Here is a 22,656-nt window from a genome sequence, read left to right as displayed (position 1 = left end):
TTCCCGAGGAGCATCATGTTCACGCAACCCCTGACCGGCGGCGAGCACTCCGACCGCCCGCGTTTCCGATCCATGGTGGCCGCCATCGTCGGCCTTCTCCTGTCCGCCCTGGCGTTGACCGCCTGCGGCGCGGACGGAGACGATGACGCGGGCGCGGGCGGCGGCGACGGCGACGGGGCTTTCCCCGTGTCCGTGGCCTCGGGCGCCGCCGGTTCCGGCGAGGAGGTCACCATCGAGGCGCGCCCCGAGCGCATCGTCAGCCTCTCCCCCTCCGCCACGGAGTCGCTGTTCGCCATCGACGCCGGTGATCAGGTCGTCGCCGTCGACGAGTACTCGTATTACCCCGCGGAAGCGCCGGTGGTGGAGGGCCTGTCGGGCCACCGCCCGAACGTCGAGGCGGTGCTGACCCATGATCCGGACCTGGTGATCGTCTCCGGCCAGGACGATTCCCTGTCGCAGGGCATGGCCGCCGTCGGGGTGCCGGTGCTGGTGCTGCCCGCCGCCGAAGATCTCGGCGACGCGTACGCGCAAATCGAAACTCTCGGCGTCGCCACCGGCCACGTCGGCGACGCGGCCGAGGTGGTCAAGGACATGGCCGCGGACATCGGGGAAGCCGTCGATTCGGTGTCCGCCGAGCTGCGCGACTCGGGGCTGACGTACTACCACGAGGTGTCGTCGGATCATTACTCGATCACGGACCACACGTTCCTGGGCGCGGTGTACCGGGAGTTCGGCCTGGCCTCGATCGCCACGGGCGACTCCGGCTACCCGCAGCTGAACGCCGAGGCGATCATCGCCGCCGATCCGGACCTGATTTTCCTGGCCAACGCCACCTCCGAATCGATGACCGCCGACGACATCGCGGCTCGCCCGGGGTGGGACCAGATCACGGCGGTGAAGAACGGCAACATCACGGCACTGGACGAGGACCTCGCGTCGCGCTGGGGGCCGCGTCTGCCGGAGTTGTTCCGCGACATCGCCCGGGCGCTTTCCGACGCCACGGTCCCCGCAGCGGCGAACTGATCTCGTGGGACTGTGCCCGCGATGACCACGGTGACCGAGGAGCTGCGGCGGAGCGTCGTGAAGCGCCCTTCCCCGGTGGTCGCCGTCACCGTGTCTCTGGTGCTGCTCATCGCAGCCGCATTGCTGTCGATGTTCACCGGCGCGGTGCGGCTGCCGCCCGCCGACGTCGTGCGCGAGCTCATCGGCGCCGACGCACTGACCCCGCGTGACCACGCGATTCTGTGGAACATCCGACTGCCGCGGGTGGCGATGGGCATCATCGTCGGTGCGACGTTGGCCATCGCCGGCGCGGCGTATCAGGCGGTGTTCCGCAACCCCCTGGCCGACCCGTACCTGCTGGGCGTGTCCTCCGGGGCGGGCCTGGGCGTGACCCTGGCCGTCGTCTCCGGGGCCGCGGTCGGGTTCGGGGCCGGCGGGGCGGGAGTGGTCGCCGCCGCGTTCATCGGCGGCGTGACCGCGGTCGGCGCGACCTACCTGGTCAGCCGCGGCGTCGGGCACGGCGGATCGGCGACCGTGGTGGTGCTGGCCGGCGTGGCGGTGGCGGCGTTCGCCAATGCCGCGCAGACGTTCATCCAGCAGCGCAACATCGAGACGATCCAGCGCGTCTACTCGTGGATGCTCGGCAACCTCGGCGTGACGCGCTGGGAGTCGGTGGCCCTGGTGCTGGTGCCCTCTGCGATCTGCTGGGCGGCCGTCGTCGGTGCGGCGCGCGTCCTCGACGTCATGACCGTCGGGGACGTCGAGGCCCGCATGCTCGGCGTCGATCCCGGGAAGGCGCGGCTGGCCCTGGTGGCCGTGGCGACGCTGGGCACCGCCGCCGTCGTGAGCGTCTCGGGCCTGATCGGATTCGTGGGCATCATCGTGCCGCACGCGCTGAGGCTCGTCGTCGGGCCGGGGCATCGACTGCTGCTGCCGTTGACCCTGATCTGGGGCGCCATTTTCCTGCTGCTCGCCGACACGCTCGCCCGCACGGTCCTCGCGCCGTCCGAGTTGCCCGTCGGCGTGGTCACCGCGGCCGTCGGCGCGCCTTTCTTCCTTTTCATCTTGCGCCGCTTCAGCCGCACCGGGAGGGCCGGTCGGTGAACGTCGGCAAGCACGAGCCCGAAAACATACCCGCGCCCGCGGACGGCACCGACGGTGCGGTGCGGTGCCGCAACGTCCGGGTGCGCTACGACGGAGCCGACCGAGATGCGGTGGCCGGGGTGTCGCTGTCCGTGCCCGCAGGCGGCTGGCTGACGTTGGCCGGCCCGAACGGCTGCGGAAAGTCGACGCTGCTGCTTGCGCTGGCTCAGGTCATCGCCCCCGAGTCGGGGACGATCAGCGTGGCGGGCCACGACATCATCGGCGGTTCGGGCGCGCTGCACACGCTGCGGTCCTTCTCCCCCGGGGCCGCACGGCGCCGCAGGAAGCTCGCCCGCACGGTGGCGCTGATGCCGCAGGTGCCGGTGATCCCGGAGGGGATGACGGTGCGCGAGTACGTCCAGTTGGGCCGCCACCCGCACGTCGGGGCGTTTTCCGCCGACGACTACGGCGTCACCGACGCCAGCCTGGACACGCTCGGACTCGGCGGTTTCGCCGATCGGGCCGTGGCGGAACTGTCCGGCGGCGAACGCCAGCGGGTCACGCTGGCCCGGGCGCTGGCCCAGGAACCGTCGGTTCTGTTGCTCGACGAGCCGACCTCGGCACTGGACATCGGCCACGCCCAGGATGTCCTGGAGCTGGTGGAGGAAGTTCGCGCGCTGCACGGGTTGACCGTCATCGCGGCCATGCACGACCTCACGCTTGCGGGGCAGCACGGGGATCGCATTGCCCTGCTCGACGACGGTTCGTTGTCCTGCATCGGCGCCCCCGCGGACATTCTCACCGCCGAGCGCATCGCCGAGGTCTACGGCGCGAACGTCGAGATTCTGCAGCGACCCGACGGGCCGGTGGTTGCTCCCGTGCGTGATCGGCGTCGCGCGGCACGCTGAACCGGCGCGCGGTCCTTTCCGGGCTCGGTTCACCGGGGCCGTTTCGCGGTGGTTGTTCGGGCATCGTCGGGGGCCGACGCCGGCCGAACCACCCCCGTACAGGGGTATTCATTCCCCACCCCCGACAGCCATGAAGTGACGCGCCTAACTCGCATCGCAATCCAGCCGTTGCCATTCCGTAATAGACGTCACAACACCAGCCACACCAGCATCCGTTGCCCCGAAAATCACACGCCAAATCTTCTTTTGAATGAAAAGTTATGTACTTATCCGCCGTACCCCGTCCAATCGTCGCCGCAGGTAAGTGAGAGCGCCGGCGAACGGGTGCCCCCGCCGCCCCGCACCCCGCCCACCCCCGTCAAATACCCCCGGCACGTGGGGCAATGTCCGAGTCGCCCGAAAACACCCCGGGAGGTACCCGTCCGGGGTCAGCCGATCACCGGAAATCGCTACCCCCGACGCCTGGAAACCTCGCCTTCCCGGAAACCCGACGAGCTGCCGGAGACGGCGGCGCTGTGCAAAAATACGTCCCGCTTGCGACGCGATCATGCGCCGCCCGCTTTCGCGGCCGCCCCGATGCATCCCGTATGCCCGGCGCGACCGCGCACCCGAATCCTCTCGCGGGGACTCGGACCGCACCAGAGTGCCGCCCCGGCGCCACCTTGGTTCGGCCCGATCGCCGCGCCAGAACAGATCCGAAAGCCGGAGACTTCATGACCACGTCCATCATCGCCGCTGAGACCTCTCAGCGCCGGCGCGTCCTGTCGGGCACGCTGATCGGCACCACCGTCGAGTGGTACGACTTCTTCATTTACGCCCAGGCCGCCGCCCTCATCTTCGGCAGCCAGTTCTTCGAGCCGGCCAGCGGCGAGAACGCCGCCGTCGGCCAGATCATCTCCTGGGCCTCGCTGGGTATTTCGTTCCTCTTCCGCCCGCTGGGCGCCGTCATCGCCGGCGACATCGGCGACCGCTTCGGCCGCAAGGGCGTCCTCGTGTTCACCCTCATCGGCATGGGCCTGGCCACGTTCCTCATCGGCGTGCTGCCGACCTACGCCACCTGGGGCATCGCGGCCCCGCTGATCCTGATTCTCCTCCGCATCATCCAGGGCATCTCCGCCGGCGGCGAGTGGGGCGGCGCGGCGCTGATGGCCGTGGAGTACGCCCCGAAGGAGCGTCGCGGCCTGTTCGGTTCGGCGCCGCAGGTCGGCGTGCCGGCCGGTCTGGTGCTGTCCACCGCCGTGCTCGTCATCGTCCAGGCCGCCATCGGCCATGATGCGTACCTGGAGTGGGGCTGGCGCATTCCGTTCCTGCTCAGCTTCGTGCTGATCATCATCGGCTACCTCATCCGCCGGGCCGTCGACGAGTCCCCGGTCTTCCGCGCCATGCAGTCGGAGTCCGCCGAGCGTTCCGCACCGCTGCCGCTGCTGTTCAAGAACCACTGGCGCAAGGTCATCCAGGGCGCGCTGATCTTCGCCGCCCAGCAGGCCCCGGGATACCTGGTCATCGCGTTCTTCGGCAAGTTCGCCCAGATCCCGAAGGAGAACGGCGGTCCCGGCATCAGCCCCGAGATGGCGTGGACCGGCACCCTGGTCGCCGGCGTGTGCTGGATGATCTTCATGGTGCTGTCGGGCATGATCTCCGACTCGATCGGCCGCGCCCGCACGTTCATCATCGGTTACGTGCTGCTGATCATCGGCGAGATCTTCATGTGGACCCTCATCGGCACCGGCAACTCGGCGATCTACCTGGCCACCCTCGCCTTCCTGGCGCTGCCGCTGGCCCTGACGCTGGGCCCGCTGCCGGCCATGTACGCCGAGATGTTCCCGGCCGACGTCCGTTACTCGGGCGTGTCCATCGCCTACGCGCTCGGCGCGATCCTGGGCGGCGCGTTCGCCCCGATGATCACCCAGATGATTCTCGACGCCTCCTCCACCGAGACGTACGTCGGCGACACCTGGAAGGTGAGCGTCTACCTCATCGCACTGACCATCCCGGCGTTCATCGCGCTGTTCCTGCTCCCGAAGGGCCTCGAGGAGCGCGACCTGCTGAACCTGAAGCACGAAGAGGCCTAAGCCCCTTCAACGCCGCCCATGCCGGCGCGCACCCCGTGACCGCGGTCCCGCACCCCTGAGCGGGCCGCGCACGTCGTCCGAGCAAACCCGCCGTCCCCTCCCCTTGGGGCGGCGGGTTTCGGCGTTTGACGGCCCAAGCTCAGCCACGTCGGGCCCCGTCCGGCGGAAACGAGAAAACCCCAGGCCAACCGGCTGGTTGACCTGGGGTTTTGGTGGAGCCGCCTGCGAGAATCGAACTCGCGACCTTTTCATTACGAGTGAAGCGCTCTACCGACTGAGCTAAGGCGGCGTAGTCGCCACGACACGCGTGGTTACCGACGAAATCCTATCGCACCACCCGCGCACCCCAAAATCCGCCGCCTACCGGGCCAAACGCGGTTGCCGTGGCCCGTGCGCGTGTGCTTTACGACGGCTGCGTCACCGCTGGCCCACCCGGCACGCCACCTGCATCGCGCCCATCATTCCGTCGAGGGCGACGGCGGGGCGGACGTTGCGGGCCATCGCGTGGCGGGCGTCCATGACGGCATCGATGCTCGCCACCAGCCCCTCCGCGGGGACCCGGCGCGCCAGTTCCGCCGCCGTGCGCCGACGGTCCGGATTGATCGGTGTGGGCATCGAACCGCCGCCACCGGCACCGCCGGCCACCGCATCGCCGCCATCGGCCGGGATTCCCGAGGACACCAAAAGGGCGTCGCGAAGCAGCCCGATCATGTCCATGAGCGCGATGTCCACGAATTCGAGCGTGTCCCGCTTCCGGCGGCGCTTCTGATCTGCCTCCAGGTCCTTGATCTCCTTGGCCGCTCCTCGCGTCGCCGCCTGCGCGCCCTTGCCCTTCGCACCGAGGCCCAGCGCATTGCTCAGCTTCTCCAGCTCGACTTCCTCGATGGGCTCGTTTTTTCGCTTCGACTCCGCCTCCGCCTTCGACGCGAGTTCACGGGTGCGCAGATAGGACGTGGCCGGATCGAACACCGCCTCCACCAGATCCAGCGCCCGCCCGCGCCACTCCCGCGTCCCCTCATCGGTGGCCAGCTTCTTGGCTCGCCCGATGTGACCGTTGGCTACGGTGCCCGCCCACTCGGCCTGTTCAACGGTCAGCTCCGGATGTTCGATCCTCAGCGCGGTGACGACCTCCTCCGAAGTCGGCGTGGGCACGTACACGTGACGGCACCGCGACCGCAGCGTCACCGAAAAATCCGCCGGATCCGTCGTCGGGGCGCACATCAGGAACACGGTGCGCGCCGGCGGTTCCTCCACCGCCTTGAGCAGGGCATTGGCGGCTTCGGGCGTCAGTCGATCGGCCTTTTTGATGATCACCACCCGCCAGTCCGCCGTCGTGGGCAGCGCATATGCCCATCGGACGAGCTCTTCGCGCGTGTATTCCACGCCGATGGACACGCCCATGGTCTCGGCGATCTGAATCTCCGCGTGCGTGCCCGCCTTCGCCGTCTCACACCCCCGGCAGCGACCGCAGCCGACGATCTCGGGGTCCGTGCACAACAACGCCTGGGCGAACACCTTCGCCGTGGTCGACCGCCCCGAACCCGGCGGCCCCGTGAACAACCACGAATGCGTCATCTCCCCCTTCGGGTCCGCCGCCGCCCGCGCCGCAGGGTCATCCCCCGCGCGCACGATCGCCCGCGCCGCACGTGCCGCGGCCACCAACGTCGCCCGCACGCCCCCCGATTCCGTCACACGGTCGAAAACGCTGGCCTGTTCCATGGGCACCACGATAGCTGGCGACGCGGATCGACCGTCGCAAAGCAAAAAGCCACCCTCCCGTCGACTCCACCCGGACCCGGCCCGCCCCTCCGCCCGGGGCGATAAGGTGGACGTCATGCAACGGTTGTGGAGGAACCTCCGGTGGCTGCGCAGCACGCCCTGGCCCGCGTACGCGGCGGCGGTGTTCCTGTGCAACCTCATCGGCGCCGTAGGCGTCGGGCTCTTCCTCGGCGTCCTGCTGCCCCTGGAAGGACTGTCCGGATTCACCGAACTGCCCGGACCCGCGTTCATCGGACTCGTGGTCTACCTCGCCGCCGCCGTCGCCGCCGGCATCGGCACCACCTGGCTGCTGTTCAAACCCGTCCTGCGATGGCAGCGCAACCCCGACCGCCACGACCCGCGAAGGGTGCGCTACCTGATCATGCGCATCCCCTCCTACCAGGCGATACTCGGCGCGATCATCTGGGGCGTCGGAGTGCTCGTGTTCGGCATCGTCGCACTCGTCCACTCCCCCAGGCTCGGCCTCGTCGTCGTCATCACCGCCGTGTTCGGCGGCGCCATCGTTGCCCTGATGACGTACCTCATCGCCGAACGACTCGTCCGCCCCGTCGCCGCCGAAGCACTCGCGCGACGGGCCCCCGACTCCTCCCTCGAACCGCCCATCGGCCAACGCCTGCTGCAAACCTGGGTGCTCACCTCCGGCCTGCCCGTCGTGGCCATCCTGCTGATGTTCCTCGCGCAGCGCCTCGGCTACTTCACCGACGACCTCGACGACATCCTGCCCGCCATCCTCGCCCTCGCCGTGCTCGCGCTCGTCACCGGATACGCCGGCACCATGCTCGCCGCCATGAGCATCGTCGACCCCATCCGCGACCTCACCGGCGCCGTCAACCGCGTCCGCCGCGGCGACATCGACACCCGCGTGCCCATCTACGACGGATCCGAAATGGGCGTCCTGCAGGCCGGCTTCAACGAAATGATGCGCGGACTCCAGGAACGCCAACGCGTCCGCGACCTGTTCGGCCGCTACGTCGGGTCGGAAGTCGCACGCAAGGCGCTGGAGGAGAAGCCGACGCTGGGCGGCGAGGATCGCCTCGTGGCGGTGCTGTTCGTCGACGTCATCGGATCGACCACCTTCGCCGTGCAGAACCCGCCGGAAGTCGTCGTCCGCGAGCTCAACGAGTTCTTCGAGCGCGTCGTCGACTGCGTGCACCGCAACAAGGGAATCATCAACAAATTCCAGGGCGACGCGGCGCTGGCCGTGTTCGGCGCCCCGCTGCCCCTCGACGACACCGCCGGGCACGCTCTGACCGCCGCCCGCGAACTGCGCCAGGAACTGCGCAACCTCAGGCTGTCCGCCGGCATCGGCGTCGCCGCCGGGCGGGTCGTCGCCGGCCACATCGGCGCACACGACCGTTTCGAATACACCGTCATCGGCGACGCCGTGAACCAGGCCGCCCGACTGACCGACCTGGCCAAGGACACCCCCGGCCAGGTGCTCGCGACGGCGTCGACCGTCCGCCTGGCCAACGAAGACGAGCAGGCCCGCTGGACGTCCCTGAAGTCCGTCGAACTCCGAGGCCGCACGCACATGACCCAGCTGGCGCGGCCGATCCGCCCCACCATGGCCGACCGCTCGTAGGCGGCGGAACGGGACCGCCCGGAGGCGCGACGACCTTCGGACTTTTACGACTTCTTCGTCGTCTTCTTGGCCGTTTTTTTGGTGGTCTTCTTGGCCGTCTTCTTCGTCGACTTCTTGGTGGCCTTCTTGGCGGTCTTCTTGGTCGTCTTCTTCGTCGATCGCTTGGCCGTCTTCTTGGCCCCCGGTCCACCCGTGGCGGCCTCCTTGGCGCGGCGCTCCGACAGCAGCTCGTTGGCGCGGGCGTCCGTCAGGGTCTCCGGGTTGTCGCCCTTGCGCAGCGACGCATTCGTCGTGCCGTCGGTGACGTACGGGCCGAAACGACCGTCCTTGACCGTCATCGGCTTGCCGGAGACGTCATTGTCGCCCAGCTGCTTCAGCGGCGGCTTCGCGGCGGCGCGGCCACGGCGCTTCGGCTCCGCGTAGATGCGGCGGGCCTCGTCGAGGGTCACCGTGAACAGCTGCTCCTCGGACGCCAGCGAACGCGAGTCGGACCCCTTCTTCAGGTACGGACCGTAGCGGCCGTTCTGGGCCGTGATGACCTCGCCGTCGGTGGGGTCGACGCCGACCTCGCGCGGCAGCGACAGCAGCTTCAGCGCCTCCTCCAGCGTCACCGTCGACGGCTCCATCGACGCGAACAGCGACGCCGTCTTCGGCTTCAGGGTCTCCTCGACGATCGCGGCGATGCGCTTGGCCTTCTGGTTCGCCGCGGTCTTGGTTTCCCAGTTCTTCTTGCGCATGCCGTCGGCCGCGCGCTGCTTGTCCTCTGCGGCGCGCTCTTCGGCGACGATCTGCTCGGCCTTGACCTCGACGCCGGCCTTCTCCTCGTCGGTGACGATCTCCGTGACGTATGGGCCGTAGCGGCCGTCCTTCGCCACGATCATGCGGCCGTTGTCCGGGTTCAGGCCCAGCTCGCGGCCGCCCTGCGGCATGGCCAGAAGCTTCTCGGCGGTTTCCAGGTCCAGCTCGTCCGGGGTCATCGACTCCGGCACGTTGGCCCGCTGCACCAGGTCGGCACCGGATTCGCCGGCGCCCGGGCGCACGCGCTCCAGGTACGGGCCGTAGCGGCCGACGCGCACGACGATCGGGTTTCCGTCGGCGTCGTCGAAGACGTGCAGCGAGTTGACGCGGCGGGCGTCGATGGCCTCGAGGTTGACGTCGATGATGTTCTTCAGGCCGCCGCGCGCGGCGATGGCGTCGGCGCCGCCGGAACCGTGCTCCTCCGAGTCGCCGAAGTAGAAGCCGGTCAACCAGCGGGTGCGGTCCTCGGAGCCCGCGGCGATCTCGTCGAGCTCGTCTTCCAGGTCGGAGGTGAAGTCGTAGTTGACCAGGTCGGCGAAGGAATCCTCCATCAGGCCGACGACGGCGAACGCCACCCACGACGGCACCAGGGCGTTGCCGCGCGAGTACACGTAGCCGCGGTCCTGGATGGTCTTGATGATCGACGCGTAGGTCGACGGGCGGCCGATGCCGAGGTCCTCCATCTTCTTCACCAGCGACGCTTCGGTGTAGCGGGCCGGCGGGTTGGTGGAGTGGCCCTCCGGGGTGACGGAGTCGACGCCGAGAGACTGGCCGGTTTCCAGGCGCGGCAGGCGGCGTTCGGCGTTGTCGGCGACGTTGCGTCCGTCGCCGAGCTGCGACACCTCGACGTAGGCCTTGAGGAAGCCCGGGAAGGTGATGGTGCGGCCGGTGGCGGACAGTTCCACCTCGCGGGCGCCGCCGTCGGTGGCGGAGGTGCCGGCGACGACGACCTTCATCGACGTACCGCGGGCGTCCGACATCTGCGAGGCGACGGTGCGCTGCCAGATCAGTTCGTAGAGCTTGAACTCCTCGGCGTCCAGTGCTCCGGCCAGCTCGCCGGGCGTGGCGAAGCGCTCGCCGGCGGGGCGGATGGCTTCGTGCGCCTCCTGGGAGTTCTTGACCTTGCGCTGGTACTGCCGGGGAGCGTCGGCGACGTACTCCGGGCCGTACAGGTCGCGGGCTTGACGACGCGCGGCCTCGATGCCCGACTTCGACAGGGTCGTCGAGTCGGTTCGCATGTAGGTGATGTGACCGTTTTCGTAAAGGCGCTGGGCGATGCGCATGGTGCGCTCGGAGGTGAAGTGGAGCTTGCGCCCGGCCTCCTGCTGCAGCGTCGACGTCATGAACGGCGGGTACGGCCGGCGGGTGTAGGGCTTTTCCTCGACGGAGGCCACCGACAGGGTGGCTCCGGTCAGGCCGTCGGCGAGCGAACGGGCGTCGGCCTCGCGCAGGACGGTGACGCCCTCGGGCTTCTTCAGCTGACCCCGGTCGTCGAAGTCGCGGCCGGCGGCGACGCGCTTGCCTTCGACGGCGGTGAGGCGGGCGTCGAACATGCGCGGCTGGGTGGAGTCGACGGGCTCGGACCCCGTGTCCAGCGTCGCGCCGAGGTCCCAGTAGCCGGCGGAGATGAACGCCATGCGTTCCCGCTCGCGTTCGACGATGACTCGGGTGGCCACGGACTGCACGCGACCGGCGGACAGCCGCGGCATGACCTTCTTCCACAGCACGGGCGACACTTCGTATCCGTACAGGCGGTCGAGGATGCGGCGCGCCTCCTGCGCGTCGACGAGGTTCTGATCGAGTTCGCGGGTGTTGTTGGCGGCCTCGAGAATGGCGGGCTTGGTGATCTCGTGGAACACCATGCGGCGCACGGGCACCTTCGGCTTGAGCACTTCGAGCAGGTGCCAGGCGATGGCCTCGCCTTCGCGGTCGGGGTCGGTGGCGAGGTACAGCTCGTCGACGCCGGCGAGCAGCCGCTTCAGCTCGGTGACCTTCTTCTTCTTGTCCGGGCTGACCAGGTACAGGGGCTGGAAGCCGTGGTCGACGTCGACGCCGAGCCGGGCCCAGGGTTCCTTCTTGTATTTGGCGGGGATGTCGGCGGCGCCTCGGGGGAGGTCGCGGATGTGGCCGACGGAAGCTTCGACGATGTAGTCGTCGCCCAGGTACGGCTGGATCTTCCGTGCCTTGGTCGCCGACTCGACGATGACGAGTCGCTTCTTTGCTTTGTCGTCTGCCACCTGGAATCTGCCCTGCAACTTTCGGGGTCGGTTCGAGGCCCTTCGTGCCGGGCCCCGGGTCCGGCGCAATGCCTTCACCTGAATCTATTGGGACACCGTACACATGCCCGGACGGTGAATCGTCGAGTAGGGGTGCGACCGGAATCCCCCTCACGGGGGCTGCCGCTCCCCCCTCACCCGGGCGTGACCTGCGACGGAGAGTCCTGGTTCGGGGGCCGCGGAAATAGACGACGGCCCGTCGTGAAGCCACCTTGCGGTGGCGTCCACGACGGGCCGTTGGCTCCGCTTGAACTTCAGCGGAGCCGGCGTCTGTTCAGCTCAGGCGCGAACGCCCACAACCGATGTAGATGCGACGCTTCGGATGCGTCGCTTAGAGACCGCGGACGTTGAGGGCCTGCGGGCCCTTCTGGCCCTCGCCGATCTCGAACTCGACGGGCTGGTTCTCCTCGAGGGTCTTGAAGCCGGTACCCTGAATTTCGGAGTAGTGGACGAAGACGTCGTTGCCTCCGTCGGCCGGGGCGATGAACCCGAAGCCCTTCTCCGAGTTGAACCACTTAACGGTGCCCTGTGCCATTGTTGATGTACCCCTTTAGGTTGTTGGACGTGAGCGCGCCGCCATGCAGACGACGATTCAATCCGTCAGTCTGCCACGTATCGCCCGAATGTTCTGCTTTCGGGGTTAGGCGACGACGAGTGAGCGGAGCGGCCCGGCGGCCGCCGAAATGACGGAGGGGGTGGTCAGGTGCATGGTTTCGGGCGGGAACTTCTCGAACCGGTGATTGCGGCCCACCCCCGGGCGACGGTCACGCACATCGCGGATTTGCCGGCGCGCGTCGGCCGAACCACCGATTGGCCGGCGTGGGTGCCGCCGCATCTGTTGGCTGCGCTGGCGGAGCGGGGGATCGACGCGCCGTGGACGCACCAGGCCGAGACGGCGGATCACGCGTGGGCGGGGCGGCATTGCGTCGTGGCCACCGGCACCGCGTCGGGCAAGTCGTTGGGGTATCTGCTGCCGGTGCTCACCGAGCTGATGGCCGATCCGACGGCCACCGCTTTGTACCTGGCGCCGACGAAGGCGCTGGGCGCGGATCAGTTGGCTGCGGCACGCGAGATCGCCGTCGACGCGGTGCGGCGGGGGCGGGAAGGCGGCGAAGACGGCGCGAACGGAAAGAACGGCACGGGCGACCTGACGGATGCGGTCGGCGTCCCGATCGCGGGTGGCCCGGCGGATGCGGGCCCCCATCCGGTCGCCGTGGCCTCGTACGACGGCGACACCCCGAAGGACGTCCGGCGGGCGGTGCGGGAAGGGGCGCGGTGGATCTTCACCAACCCGGACATGCTGCACATCGGCATGCTGGCCCGGCATCAGTGGTGGGCGCGGGTGCTGCGGAAGCTGCGGTACGTGGTCGTCGACGAGTGCCACGCCTATCGCGGGGTGTTCGGGGCGAACGTGTCGCTGGTGTTGCGGCGGCTGCTGCGCATGGCCCGGCATTACGGCGCCGAGCCGACGGTGGTGTTCGCCTCCGCCACGACGGCCGATCCCGCCGCGCAGGCGGCGCGTTTGATCGGCGAGCCGGTGGAGTCGGTGCTCGATGACGGCGCCCCCGTCGGCGAGCGCACCATCGCTTTGTGGGAGCCGGGGCTGCTGCCGGATCTGACCGGTGAAAACGGTGCCCCGGTGCGGCGTCCCGCCACCGTCGAGGCGGCGGACATCATGGCGGATTTGCTTGACGACGGCGCCCGCACGCTGACTTTCACCAGGTCGCGGCGCTCTGCGGAGACCATCGCCCTGGGCGTGCGCGAACGGTTGGACAAGCGCGGGCGCTCCGACATCGGACAACGCGTCGAGTCCTACCGCGCCGGGTATTTGGCCGAGGATCGCCGCGACATCGAGCGTCGCCTCGACGACGGTGATCTGCTGGGCGTGGCCACCACCAACGCCCTGGAGTTGGGCATCGACGTCGGCGGCCTCGACGCCGTGGTGCAGGCGGGATTCCCCGGCACGGTCGCGTCGTTTTGGCAGCAGGCCGGACGTGCGGGCCGTCGGGGCCAGGGGGCGCTGGTGATCCTGGTCGCCCGCGATGACCCGATGGACACCTACCTGGTCCACCATCCTTACGCGCTGTTGGGTCGGCCGGTGGAGGCCACCGTCTTCGACCCCGCCAACCCCCATGTCTTGCGGGGCCACGTCTACTGCGCGGCGGTTGAATTGCCGCTCACAGATGATGTTCTGGCCGCATGGGGTGCGGTGGACGTCGCAAAGCAGATGTCCGAGGATGGCTGGCTGCGCAAGCGCCGCGACCGCTGGTACCCCACCGACCGCGACGAGGGGCCGCGCATGTCCGGCGCGCACGAGGCCGTGGATCTGCGGGGCGGGCGTGGGCAGGACGTCGCCATCGTCGACGGCACCGACGGGCGGCTGCTGGGCACGATCGACGTCGGCCGGGCGATGCAGCAGGTCCATGACGGGGCGGTCTACCTGCATCGGGGCGAGAGTTTCGTCATCGACCACCTCGATCTGGATTCGCTGCTGGCGCTGGCGCACCCGGAGGAGCCGGAGTGGTCGACGCATTCGCGGATGGACACCGACATTCGGATTCTGGAGGTTGACGTCGTGCGCGACGTGGCGCCCGGCGTCCAGGTCGCGTCGGTGGACGTGGAGGTGGAGCACCGGGTGACGTCGTATCTGCGGCGGCTGCCGTCGGGCGAGGTCCTCGATTCGGTGGAGCTGGATTATCCGCCGGAGGTGCTGGAGACCCGCGCCGTGGCGTACACCCTGTCGCCGGCGGTGCTGCGGCGGTGGGGCGTCGACGTCGCGGACGTGCCCGGCGCGCTGCATGCGGCGGAGCACGCGGCGATCGGCCTGTTGCCGCTGGTGGCGACGTGCGACCGGTGGGACATCGGCGGCGTGTCCACCGCGTTGCACGTCGATACGGGCCAGCCGACGGTGTTCGTCTACGACGGCCACCCGGGCGGGGCGGGGTTCGCGGACCGTGGTTTCGAGGCCTTCGCCGCGTGGATCCGCGCCACCCGCGACGCCGTGGCCGCGTGCGAGTGCGAGACCGGCTGCCCGTCGTGCATCCAGTCCCCGAAGTGCGGAAACGGCAACGAGCCGCTGGACAAGGCGGGCGCGATCAAGGTGTTGTCGGGGCTGGCGGCGGCGCTGGAAGGCTGAGGCCGACGGCGGCGCCGGAGGGAACTGAAGGCGCTGAGGCCGGAGTCGTCGGAAGGACGAGGCCGGCGGCACCGGAGGAATGACGCCGACGACGGCGCCTTCTTTTGGCCGATCCGCGGGCGGGCGGGCCATGCGACCGTTAGTATCCGGAAACATGATCGACGCCGACCAGATCCCCACCAACGCCCTGAAGGGCCTGAAGGTCCTCAATCTCGCCGTCAACGTCCCCGGCCCGTGGGCGGCTGCCCGGTTGGGGATGCTCGGAGCCGAAGTCACCAAGGTCGAACCGCCCGTGGGCGATGCGCTGGAGACGTGGTGCCCGTCCTGGTACGGCGAGATGGCGGCCAACGCCACCGTCGAGCGCGTAGACGCCAAGACCGCCGAGGGCCGTGAGCGTCTGAACGAGCTTCTCGACGGCGCCGATGTCCTCATCACCTCCGTTCGCCCGTCGGCGCTGGCGCGCATGGGGCTGACCGATGCGGTCGAGGCGCACCAGCATCTGTGCCACGTGGAGATCGTCGGCGACTCCGAGGACCCGGAGCATCCCGGCCACGACCTGACGTACCAGGCCGCGGCGGGCACGCTGGCGCCGCCGACGATGCCGCGCGTGCTGCTCGGCGATCTGCTCGGCGCGGAGCGCGCGGTGTCGGCCGCGCTGGCTCTGCTGCTGCGTCGCGCGAAGACCGGTCACGGCGGCCACGCCCGCATCGGCCTGCGTCAGGCCGCCGACGCCGGTGCCGCCGGCCACCGTCACGGCATGACGGCGGAGGGTGGTCTGCTCGGCGGTGCCGTGCCCACCTACGGTCTCTACGAGGTCGAGGACGGGTGGGTCGCCGTCGCCGCCCTGGAGCCGCACTTCCACTCGCGTCTGCACGATCTCACCGGCGCCACGGATCAGGAGTCGCTGGCCGATTACCTGCGCAGCCGCAAGCGCGCCACCGTCCTGCGGTGGGCCCAGGATCACGACCTGCCCATCGCCGCCGTCGAGTAAACGTCACCTCCTTTCCTCCTTCGGGCCCCGAGCTTTCCTCGGGGCCCGTTCATTCCTCGGGTCCCGCCGACTCCGCGGGTCCCGCCCGCGCCACGGCCGACCGCTGCCCGCGCATGACGGTGACCTGCACATCTTCGCCATCGCGGACGCAACCGTCGACGGTCGCGCCGTTGGCCGCCGCGATCCGGGCCGCGGCATCGCATCCTCCTCCCCCTCGTTGCGCGTCGACCGCACCCGCCACCGCCGCAAGGTCCGCGGCGACGGCCGCCCGACGCTGTTCCACCAGCACCGCACCCGCCTGGATGGCCGCCATCGTCAGCGCCAACACCAGTGCGGTGATGAACGCCCCGGTCACCGTCGTCGAACCGCGCTCATCACCCGGCCACGGGCGAATGTCCTTCCGGCTCATTCTTCGACCAGGGCGGTCGCGTGGCCGACGACGTCGTAAAGCGGAAGGCGTTTGGTGACGGTGACCCGAACGGTCTCGCCGCTCGTGGTGACGCTCACCGCCGCACCCGAAATCGCCCCGCGCGCCGACTGAGCCGCCGCAACATCGCCCCGGGCCTCCGCGCGGGCGATGTGCCCGGCGGCGTCGGTGACCGCCACATGCATGGCCACCACCGCAATCGCCCCGAGCGCCACCATCAGCACGGCGATGAGCGTGGACAGGGCGAAGGCCGTCTCCACCGTCGCCTGCCCGTCATCGTCGGCGAGCAGACGACGCACGCGGCGGATCACTGCGTGTTCAGCGCCCGCTCGATGATGTCGGTCAGCGCATCGGTGATCTGGCCGCCGGTGACCACGGTGTAGAGCAACGCACCGAACGCCGCCGCGGCGACCGTGCCCAGGGCGTATTCGACGGTGCTCATCCCACGGTCGTCGACGGCCACGCCCATCGCACGCCGGCGGATGGTGCGGAACAGCTTTGCGACGGGATTGTCCGACGTGCGTTCCGCCCCTCCCGTGTCGGCGCAGTCGTCGGCATCGGCGCACATGCACGTCTGCGAGCACCGATCGGCGGTGTCGGCGATCGCGGGTGCGCCGAAGCGGGCGGTGCCGCCGGTGGCGGTGGCCGCGGGGGAATTGGTGTCGTAGGGGTTTTCGAGCCAGATGTCCGGGTCGACGTTGATCATGGTTCCTCCTGGTTGGATTGATGTGTTTCAGCTGGTTGACGTGGTTGATGTCGTGCCGCGTCGGTTGCCCGCGGTGGTGGCGCGGTCTCCCCGGCGGTCCCCGCGCCAACGCTTCCCACCCGCCCCTCACGTCGGCCCCACCGTCAGCGATCCGAGCATCGATTCGGCCAAGCCGGCGATCGTCGGAATGAGCCCGAGGACCACGAACGCCGGCAGGAAGCACAGCGCCAACGGCCCCGCGATGAGCACGCCCGCCCGCTCGGCCGTCGCCTCGGCCCCGTCACCCGCCTCCGTCCGGCGCGCCACGGCCAGCTCGGCGACTCCCGCCGACATCGCCGCACCCGAGTCACCGGCACGCCTGGCCAGGGCCACCAGATCGGACAGTTCGGGCAGATCCTCGAGCACCGTCCACGGCGAGGCGACGCCGAGGGCCAGGCGCATCGACACGTCGTGAAGCGGGGCCGACAACCGGGGTGACGCGGCTGTCGCGGTGGCGGCGGCCGCGTCCCCGGGTGGCATGCCGGCGCTCAAGCAGGCGGCGAGAAGATCCAGCGCGGACGCCGCGTCGAGCAGCTGCATCGGATCGACCGCCCGCTCGCCCCCGCCGAAACGACGGCGGATGAACTGGCGGATGGACCGACCGATGTGCGACCGCACGAGCGGTTCCGCCCCGTCTTTCGCACCCGTCGCGCCCGCCGCGCCCGTCGTCCCGCCGTCGGCCGCGGCGAGTTCCGGCCATCGCTCGGCGGCCCGGACTCCCGTGGGCACGAGCGCGGCCGCCGCCATCAGCACCAGGGCAAGGATCATCGCGTCCCCTCCGCCGTCGCCAAAATCCGGTTGCCCCACAGCGCCCCGGCGCAGGTCAGCCCCACTCCGACGATGAGCACCACACCACCCAGGCTCCCGGCGAACAGAAATCCCACCGGCCCCGCCCCGAGCGCCTGTCCCATGGCCACGCCCAGCACCGGCAGCGCCATGAGGATCAGCATGGTCACCCGCGGCCCCGCCAACACCGCGGCGGTCCGCGACCGATGCGCCCGGCGCGCCACGATGTCCCCGCGCCCGTGGTCGATGACGTCGGCCAACCGCAATCCATGCGTCTCCGCCACCCGCCACGCGCCGGCGAGCCTGCGCAATTCCAGCATCGCGGGGGCGTCCTCCACCGCCCGTTCCAACGCCGCCGAGACAGACCCGCCCAGCCTGGCCCGCGACGCCGCCTCCGCCAATGCCCCGGCCAGAGGCTGCCCGGCTTCCTCCGCCGCAGCGGTCAACGCGGCAACCGGGGTCGCCCCGGCCCGCAGGTCCGCGGCCAGCACCTCCGCCGCCCGCGCGGCAGACGCGGTTCCCGCATCCAACTCCCGCCGCTTCCGGGCCTGGCCGACCAACGACATCGCCGTCCGCGCCACCATCACCGCCGCCAGCGCCACATGAGGCCCGGCCAACAACAACGGCGCCGCGGCCAGAAACCACGCCCATCCGGGAAGCGTGACGACGCCCCCTCGGCTTCCGCTTCGCCCCGCCGCCGCGTCCAACTCGGGAATCCGGTCCCGCGGGGACGGAGCCGGCCAACCCCACACCGCTGCGGCCAGCAGCAGCGCACCGGCGGTCATCGACGCCTGCGTCATGACGCCGCCTCCCCGGATCCCGGCTCCGCCCCGCGTCCCTGCTCCGCCCCGCGGGTCAGTTGACGGAACAGCCCCATCGCCTCCCCCTCGCCGTCGCGGTGGTGCCAGGCGGTGCGCACCCGCACGGGATTGCCGTCGAGCACCCCGACCTGCGCCAATCGCCGCCGGCCCGCGACCTTCTCCACCGCGAGCACCACCCGCAGGGCCGGCGCCAGCTGTGCGTGCAGCGCCGCATGCCCCAGGCCGCCCAACGCCCCGAGCGCCTCGAATCGGGCGGGAACGTCGATGGCGGTGTTGGCGTGCACGGTCCCGGCGCCGCCGTCATGGCCGGTGTTGAGCGCGGCGAGTAGGTCCACCACCTCGGCGCCGCGGATCTCGCCGACGATGATCCGATCGGGCCGCATGCGCAGCGCCTGCCGCAGCAGATCGCGTTGCGTGATTTCACCCGCCCCCTCGATGTTCGGGGGCCGTGCGACGAGCTTGACCACGTGCGGATGATCGGGGTGCAGCTCCGGGGTGTCCTCCACGCACAGCAACCGCTCGCGATGCGGCACCTCCCCCAACAGCGCGGACAACAACGTCGTCTTGCCGGCGCCCGTTCCTCCGACGACCACGAAGGCACGTCGTGAAGCGATGACCCGGCGGGCCATGTCCGCGGCCGCGCCCGCCACCGACCCCGACGCCACCAGGTCATCGAGGCCCATCGCCGCCCGACGCAGGACGCGCAGGCTGATCAGCGTCGCACGATCGGCCGGCGGCGACAGCATCGCGTGGACGCGCACGCCCGCATCCCCCACCCCACCGGGAAGGTGGCCGTCGACGAAGGGCTGCGCGTCATCCAGGCGCCGCCCGCACGCCGACGCCAACCGGACGGCGAGGCGGCGCACCTCGGCGTCGTCGCGGAAACCCACGTCGGCGGGTTCGGGTCCGGCGCCCCGGTCGATCCACACCTCATCCGGCGCTGTGACCAGCACATCCGTCACCCCGGGCATGCGCAACAGTCGATCGAGCGGACCCGCGCCGACGAGTTCGCCGCGCAACGTCCGCAGCAGCGCCAGCAACTGGGCATCGCCGACGACGCCGCCGGTCTCCTCCCGCACGGCCCGCGCGATTTCATCGGCTCCGACTCCCGCCGCCGACTCCACGAGCCTGCGCCGCACCCGGTCCAGCAGTGCCGCGTCGATCCCCGCGTCGATCCCCACTCCGATCACCGCAATCCCCGGCCCGGGTCCCCGGCGCGGGCGCCGTCGGCGGCGTCGAGGACGGGGGCCAGGGACCGCATGAGCTTGACGACGCTCCGCCCCAACCCTTCCACCTCGATTTCCCGGGGCACGGCGCGGAGGTGGGGCATCTCCGCGATGACGTCGAGGCCCGTGGCGAAGCACACGTCATCGATGGTCACCCCGCCCGGTGCGGGCCACCGGACGACGGCCACGGGATCGCCGCCCATGCCCCGGAGCACGGCGGCGTGGCGTGCGGCGGCGGCCAACCCGCGCACCGTGGCGGGGACGATGACGGCCAACACGTCGGCGCGGGGTGCGACGACCTCGGCGATCGCGCCCGCACCGGGCAGATCGACGACCGCGGTACCACCGGATCCGACCACCGCATCGACGACGGCGGACACCGCACGCGGGGTGATCGACCACCCGTCGTCGGCGCGGGAACGGGGGCCGGTGAGGATGCCCGGGCCGTCGTCGTCATGCAGGAACCCGGCGCCGGCGCGGCCGAGCGCACCGCGCACGCGTGCGCTCGGCACCGCCCCGAACAGGGCCCCGGCGTCCAGCGCCCCCGCCTCGGCGCGGACGTCCGGCCACCGCACGCCGGGTTCCGCTTCCGCCCCGAGCAGCAGGTCCGCGCCTCCGGAAAACTCGTCGGCGTCGACGAGCAGGGCATCCGACGTCCGCGACGCCGCCATCGCCAGCACCGCCGCGGCCGTCGACGCCCCCGCTCCCCCTACCGCCGGCACGCAGGCGATCACGCGACCGGCCCCGACCACTCCCGGCCGTCCGATCCACCCCACCAACTCCACGCCGCACGACGGCAACGCCACGGGGCCGCCGCACCCCAGGCGCCGCGCCACCTCATCGGGCGGATCGGCGTCGTCGGAATGCAGCAGGTACAGCCCCTCCCTGGCCACCCGGGCGCCGTCGCCCGCCTCCGCCACGTCGAGCACCCCCACCGCCCGTCCCTCATCGACGAGGATCGCCGCGCACCGCCGCCACGCCGCGTCACTGGGGTCGGGCGCATCCACTCGCACCGCCCGCCGCCCGGTCGCCGCGATGATCGTCGCCGCCTCCTGCTCCAGTTCGGGATCCCCGACGGCGATGATCACGTCCTCCGGCCCGGCGGGACCGGTCGTCTGCTCGTCCATGCCCCGAACCATGCCCGGGCACGCCGGCTGCAGCACTGCGGAAGGGCCGTCGAAAAGCCCGGATTGTGGATGAATCGCGTCCTGTGGAAAACCTCGGGTCGCCGGGCGTCACCGCGGTCGATAGGGTCGACGAGCAAGCAAAACCACATTTCCAAATAGGGAGACCCATCATGGCGAAAACGATCGTTCTGCACCCGTTCGAAGGCGTCGAGTTCCCCACCCCGTCCGGTACCGGCATGGTGCGCTTCGGCGACGATCTCGATGCCGTCGCCGCGGTGCTGGGCCCGGACTTCACCCGGACCCCCGGCTCATCGCGGATCACCTTCGATGAACCGTTCGTCCATGTCTCCATCGGCGACGGCGGAGTGGAATTCATCGAACTCGCCGCCGACGAACCCGGTGCCGCCATCGAGCTCGGCGGCGTCGACCTCGCCCGACTCGACGCCATCGAATGCGCCCGCCACCTGCGCGAGGTCAATGGTGACGCCGATGTCAACGAGGACGAGGCCCCCGCCAGTTACGTGTACGCGGGCATCGGCGTCTCGGTATGGCAGAGCCACGCACTGCAGACGGCCCTCGACGAACTGGCGGCCGCCCGGGCCGCCGACGAGGAACCCGAGGAGGGCATCGACTTCTTCGAGGGGGAAGTTGAACTCGCGCGCCATTTCGAGGCGATCGGCCTCGCGTCCCGCGGGTACGTGCAGGAATACTTCGCCTAGTCCCGGACGCCGGGGCGCATGCGGGATTCGCGTAGTCCCGGCCGACGGGGCACCTGCGGAAATAGCGACGCCCCGCGCCGGGGGGGGGATGGCGCGGGGCGTCTAACCCGGCTTCGGGGGGGTGAGCCGGGGGCGGCCGCACTGTATATCGGGGCCAGCCAGGACAAGTATGACACAACACCAGAAGGCTGCCAACCCGAACGGAGAATGGTCCCCGCGCACGGGTTTCGGCGGCGAATCGCCGCCCGCACCAGCACCGGAGCACGATGCTCCACGACGCCTTCCGGAGGACGCTCACGACGTTTTCGTCACGTGGCTATGCTCGAAACCGTGACCGTCGAAGATCCGCGCCACACGGCCGCGCCCCGTCCCGCGACGACGGTGGCCGCCTTCTTCGACCTGGACAAGACGATCATCGCCCGCAGCTCGGCCTACGCGTTCGGCCGGCAGTTCATGGAATCCGGGCTGATCACGGCCTCCGGTATGATGCAGATGGCCCTGGGCCAGGCGATGTACATCTCGGGCGGCCACGACCACGACCAGATGGAGGCCGCCCGCGATCAGCTGTCGGCGATGGTGACGGGCTGGCGCGCCGATCATGTCCGCCGCATCGCCGAAGAGTCGCTGCACCAGGTGATTTCGCCGTACGTGTACAAGGAGGCCATCGAGCTGATCCGGCATCACCGGGCGTTGGGGCACGACGTGTACGTGGTGTCGGCGTCGGCGGCGGAGCTGGTCGAACCGATCGCCGCGGAGCTGGGCGTGCGCGAGACCGTGGCCACGCGGCTGGAGGTCGTCGACGGCGTGTACACGGGCGAGGTGCCGTTTTTCTGCCGCGGCGGCAACAAGGCCACGGAGTTGCGCCGCATCGCCGCCGAACGCGGCTACGACCTGTCGCGGTGCTACGCCTATTCGGATTCGGGCACGGATGAGCCGATGCTGTCCGTCGTCGGGCATCCGGTGGCGGTCAATCCGGACAAGGCGTTGCGCAAGATCGCGGAGGAGCGCGAGTGGCCGATCCGCATTTTCCGCAGCCCGGTGCCCCTGTTCCGTCGCACGGGTCCGCGCGTGACGGGCATCGCCGCGGTGGCGGCGGGTGCGGCGGCGCTGGTGGCGGGCATCATTGCTTCACGACGAGGCGGGGGCGCCGCCTAGCCGGAACGCCCGGGTGCGGCCGT

At 70.4% G+C, this 22,656-nt stretch carries 19 protein-coding genes and 1 tRNA gene; 9 read left to right on the top strand and 11 right to left on the bottom strand.

Features of this window, described 5'->3' with window-relative positions; genetic code table 11:
• Positions 1 to 15 precede the first annotated feature (15 nt).
• From CFREN_RS01040 to CFREN_RS01025, 4 genes are all read left to right on the top strand, one after another.
• Positions 16 to 1,023, top strand: coding sequence for an ABC transporter substrate-binding protein (locus CFREN_RS01040; RefSeq protein WP_244979567.1), 1,008 nt, complete (start codon positions 16 to 18; stop codon positions 1,021 to 1,023).
• Between the two features lie 21 nt (positions 1,024 to 1,044).
• On the top strand, positions 1,045 to 2,106 hold the full coding sequence (locus CFREN_RS01035) for a FecCD family ABC transporter permease (protein WP_209654307.1): 1,062 nt from the start codon (positions 1,045 to 1,047) through the stop codon (positions 2,104 to 2,106).
• 26 nt (positions 2,107 to 2,132) lie between these two features.
• Positions 2,133 to 2,993 (top strand): ABC transporter ATP-binding protein, encoded by an 861-nt coding sequence (locus CFREN_RS01030; protein ID WP_070521046.1) that lies wholly within the window; start codon positions 2,133 to 2,135, stop codon positions 2,991 to 2,993.
• A 713-nt stretch (positions 2,994 to 3,706) separates the two neighbouring features.
• Complete coding sequence (locus CFREN_RS01025; protein ID WP_070520962.1) at positions 3,707 to 5,065, top strand: MFS transporter; 1,359 nt, start codon at positions 3,707 to 3,709, stop codon at positions 5,063 to 5,065.
• 213 nt (positions 5,066 to 5,278) lie between these two features.
• Here CFREN_RS01025 and CFREN_RS01020 read toward each other — a convergent pair.
• Together CFREN_RS01020 and CFREN_RS01015 are read right to left on the bottom strand one after the other, a co-directional pair.
• Positions 5,279 to 5,354: transfer RNA gene (locus tag CFREN_RS01020), tRNA-Thr, on the bottom strand.
• A gap of 128 nt (positions 5,355 to 5,482) precedes the next feature.
• Entirely contained in the window at positions 5,483 to 6,784 is a 1,302-nt protein-coding gene (locus CFREN_RS01015; RefSeq protein WP_070520964.1) for a DNA polymerase III subunit delta', read from the bottom strand.
• Positions 6,785 to 6,899: 115 nt separating this feature from the next.
• On the opposite strand from CFREN_RS01015, the gene CFREN_RS01010 reads away from it, so the two are divergent.
• A complete protein-coding gene (locus tag CFREN_RS01010) occupies positions 6,900 to 8,426 on the top strand; it encodes an adenylate/guanylate cyclase domain-containing protein (RefSeq protein WP_209654309.1) in 1,527 nt (508 codons plus the stop codon).
• 44 nt (positions 8,427 to 8,470) lie between these two features.
• Here CFREN_RS01010 and topA read toward each other — a convergent pair whose 3' ends face one another.
• Together topA and CFREN_RS01000 are read right to left on the bottom strand one after the other, a co-directional pair.
• Complete coding sequence (gene topA / locus CFREN_RS01005; protein ID WP_209654311.1) at positions 8,471 to 11,461, bottom strand: type I DNA topoisomerase; 2,991 nt, start codon at positions 11,459 to 11,461, stop codon at positions 8,471 to 8,473.
• Positions 11,462 to 11,831: 370 nt separating this feature from the next.
• Positions 11,832 to 12,035 (bottom strand): cold-shock protein, encoded by a 204-nt coding sequence (locus CFREN_RS01000; protein WP_070520969.1) that lies wholly within the window; start codon positions 12,033 to 12,035, stop codon positions 11,832 to 11,834.
• Positions 12,036 to 12,236: 201 nt separating this feature from the next.
• On the opposite strand from CFREN_RS01000, the gene CFREN_RS00995 reads away from it, so the two are divergent.
• Together CFREN_RS00995 and CFREN_RS00990 are read left to right on the top strand one after the other, a co-directional pair.
• Complete coding sequence (locus CFREN_RS00995; RefSeq protein WP_342356261.1) at positions 12,237 to 14,636, top strand: Zn-binding domain-containing protein; 2,400 nt, start codon at positions 12,237 to 12,239, stop codon at positions 14,634 to 14,636.
• A 154-nt stretch (positions 14,637 to 14,790) separates the two neighbouring features.
• Positions 14,791 to 15,627, top strand: coding sequence for a CoA transferase (locus CFREN_RS00990; RefSeq protein WP_224371103.1), 837 nt, complete (start codon positions 14,791 to 14,793; stop codon positions 15,625 to 15,627).
• 49 nt (positions 15,628 to 15,676) lie between these two features.
• On the opposite strand, the gene CFREN_RS00985 is transcribed toward CFREN_RS00990, so the two are convergent.
• The 7 genes from CFREN_RS00985 to CFREN_RS00955 form a co-directional block, all read right to left on the bottom strand.
• Positions 15,677 to 16,036: an Rv3654c family TadE-like protein gene (locus CFREN_RS00985; protein ID WP_209654315.1), complete on the bottom strand. Its 360-nt coding sequence runs from the start codon at positions 16,034 to 16,036 to the stop codon at positions 15,677 to 15,679.
• On the bottom strand, positions 16,033 to 16,353 hold the full coding sequence (locus CFREN_RS00980) for a TadE family type IV pilus minor pilin (RefSeq protein WP_141743001.1): 321 nt from the start codon (positions 16,351 to 16,353) through the stop codon (positions 16,033 to 16,035). The genes CFREN_RS00985 and CFREN_RS00980 overlap by 4 nt, the downstream gene beginning before the upstream one ends.
• Positions 16,354 to 16,361: 8 nt before the next feature.
• Entirely contained in the window at positions 16,362 to 16,523 is a 162-nt protein-coding gene (locus CFREN_RS00975) for a DUF4244 domain-containing protein (protein WP_224371992.1), read from the bottom strand.
• Between the two features lie 363 nt (positions 16,524 to 16,886).
• Positions 16,887 to 17,567, bottom strand: coding sequence for a type II secretion system F family protein (locus CFREN_RS00970; protein WP_209654317.1), 681 nt, complete (start codon positions 17,565 to 17,567; stop codon positions 16,887 to 16,889).
• Entirely contained in the window at positions 17,564 to 18,385 is an 822-nt protein-coding gene (locus CFREN_RS00965; protein WP_209654319.1) for a type II secretion system F family protein, read from the bottom strand. Before CFREN_RS00965 ends, CFREN_RS00970 begins: the two co-directional genes overlap by 4 nt.
• Entirely contained in the window at positions 18,382 to 19,593 is a 1,212-nt protein-coding gene (locus tag CFREN_RS00960; protein WP_209654830.1) for a TadA family conjugal transfer-associated ATPase, read from the bottom strand. Before CFREN_RS00960 ends, CFREN_RS00965 begins: the two co-directional genes overlap by 4 nt.
• Positions 19,593 to 20,759: a CpaE-like family protein gene (locus CFREN_RS00955; protein ID WP_209654321.1), complete on the bottom strand. Its 1,167-nt coding sequence runs from the start codon at positions 20,757 to 20,759 to the stop codon at positions 19,593 to 19,595. Before CFREN_RS00955 ends, CFREN_RS00960 begins: the two co-directional genes overlap by 1 nt.
• Before the next feature lie 170 nt (positions 20,760 to 20,929).
• Here CFREN_RS00955 and CFREN_RS00950 point away from each other — a divergent pair, with 170 nt between their 5' ends.
• Entirely contained in the window at positions 20,930 to 21,478 is a 549-nt protein-coding gene (locus CFREN_RS00950; protein WP_070520991.1) for a hypothetical protein, read from the top strand.
• 318 nt (positions 21,479 to 21,796) lie between these two features.
• Positions 21,797 to 22,633 (top strand): HAD family hydrolase, encoded by an 837-nt coding sequence (locus CFREN_RS00945; RefSeq protein WP_209654832.1) that lies wholly within the window; start codon positions 21,797 to 21,799, stop codon positions 22,631 to 22,633.
• Positions 22,634 to 22,656 lie beyond the last annotated feature (23 nt).

The organism is Corynebacterium freneyi, assembly GCF_030408835.1.
In the GTDB taxonomy this organism is placed as follows: domain Bacteria; phylum Actinomycetota; class Actinomycetes; order Mycobacteriales; family Mycobacteriaceae; genus Corynebacterium; species Corynebacterium freneyi.
Note: the sequence above shows the minus strand (reverse complement) of the source record. Positions and strands in the feature narration are given on the sequence as shown.